This is a genomic window from Rhizobium sp. 01T417, from assembly GCF_056398905.1.
The window spans coordinates 1-2,087 of record NZ_JBFTQH010000104.1 but is presented as its reverse complement, the minus strand read 5'-3'; the positions used below and the strand labels follow the sequence as shown (position 1 = coordinate 2,087).

Genomic DNA, 2,087 nt, shown 5'->3' with positions numbered 1-2,087 from the left:
TCTCTGCACAGCGGACAATACTACGCAAACCCCTCCCTCTCGTTCGCAAGTAGTGAGATTGAAAGCCTGTTGAAGCATCTGACCGTGGGCTTTACACCAGGGCATGGCGATCCGGAAGTTGATTTTTCTCGCTTAAGCGACGGCGAGCAGTCCCTGCTCTACGTGTCGCTCGTGCTTACGATGCACGGCATCGGCACCAGGGTTCTGGCAGGTGACCTGGATGACGCCTTTGACATCCACAAGTTGCGGCCCGCTCTCTTTACGCTGATCGCCATCGAAGAGCCCGAGAATAGTCTCTCACCTCACTACCTTGGCCGTGTTGTCAAGGCCGTCACGGAGTTTGCGTCCGGACGCGATGCGCAAGCTATCGTCGCTACCCACTCCCCTTCGCTTCTGCGACGCGTGCCGCCCGAGTCCATTCGCTATCTTCGGCTCAACGAAGCTCGAAAGACTGCCGTGAAAACCATCGTCCTTCCCGATGACGACGACGAGGAGGAACAAAAGTTCGTGCGTGAGGCGGTTCTGGCATTTCCCGAGCTCTACTTTTCTCGCTTGGTCGTCTTGGGAGAAGGCGATAGCGAGGAGATAGTCTTGCCACGGATGCTGGCTGCGCGCGGTATTCTTGCTGATGACGCGTCAATTTCAGTGGTACCCCTGGGGGGGCGACACGTCAATCACTTCTGGCGCCTGCTGCGTAACCTGGATATTCCCCATGTCACGCTGCTAGATCTCGATCTCGCACGCTTTGGCGGAGGATGGGGACGCATCAAATATGCGGCCAAACAACTACGCAAGTATGGCGACGTCGCGAACATCAACATTACCCAAGCGCAGATCAACGTCGTCCCAGCCTGGAACAGCGACCTTAACCCCATCGAGGAGGATGACGGCTGGTTCGATCGACTGGAAGGCTACGGTGTCTTTTTCTCCGCCCCCCTTGACCTCGACTTCCTGATGATGACAACGTATCCCGATGCGTATGAGATCGACGGAGACTCGTTGGAAGAACCAGAAGATGCAACGCTCAAATCGGTACTCGGTAAGAGCCACGCTCAGGTAGACGGCAAGTACACGGACGAAGAGCAGGCGTATTTCGACGCCTATCATGACCGATTCAAGCTTGGTAGCAAACCCGTTGCGCACATCACCGCGCTCGCAGCGCTTGATGACGACGAGTTGCTCCAAGACATGCCGGGCGCGCTTGACCGGCTCCTCGACCATGTCGTCAACGAGCTTGAGGGACTGCCAGAATGATTCATGCAGACAGATGGAGGCCGTCGGACGGGCTGTCGCTCGAGCCCAACGCCCTCGCTGCGGCGAGGGAAGCTGAGCACAACCTAGCCCTGACTGCAGGTCCCGGTGCCGGCAAGACCGAAATGCTAGCTCAGCGCGCAGACTTCCTGTTGCGCACCCGGGCCTCCCGTTACCCTAAGCGGATCCTCGCAATCTCATTCAAAGTCGATGCAAGCCGTAACCTGAAGGCCCGAGTTAGAAAGCGCTGCGATGCTGACCTAGCAGCACGCCTTGACAGCTATACRTTCCACGCGTTCGCCAAGCGAATCATGGACCGATTTCGCACCGCCTTGCAAGGACGGGATGCCCTTGATGCCGACTACTCCATCGGGACGCACCGCGTGGACAGGAGAGCCATTACATTTGCGGACATGATCCCCCTCGCGATCAGCATCGTTGAGTCCAATCCTATTGCGCGCAAGGCGATCCGCCAGACCTATAGCCATGTTTTCCTGGACGAGTTCCAAGACTGCACGGAAGCCCAATACCATCTTATCAAGGCGTGTTTTCACGGCACTCGCGCCCGGCTAACGGCAGTGGGCGACACCAAACAGCGCATCATGGGATTTGCCGGCGCCCTGGAAGGCATTTTCCAGATGTATGCGGACGATTTCGATGCAGTGCCGCTGAATCTCTATCAAAATTTCCGCTCCAAACCCCGCCTTCGCCGTGCTCAGAATGCAATGGTTCGCGTGATGGACGCTCCGGCAGCCCTTAATGACGATGAACTCGAAGGCGATGAGGGCGAAATCGAAGTGCTGCGCTTCGAAAACGATGATGACGAAGCCGACTAC

At 57.2% G+C, this 2,087-nt stretch carries 2 protein-coding genes; both read left to right on the top strand.

The features are described from left to right. Positions 1–1,254 (top strand): ATP-dependent nuclease (locus AC1DPR_RS31655; protein WP_477817986.1); only part of this gene is annotated, 1,254 nt, incomplete at its 5' end. Next, positions 1,251–2,087 (top strand): UvrD-helicase domain-containing protein (locus AC1DPR_RS31650; protein WP_477817985.1); only part of this gene is annotated, 837 nt, incomplete at its 3' end. The genes AC1DPR_RS31655 and AC1DPR_RS31650, both read left to right, overlap by 4 nt.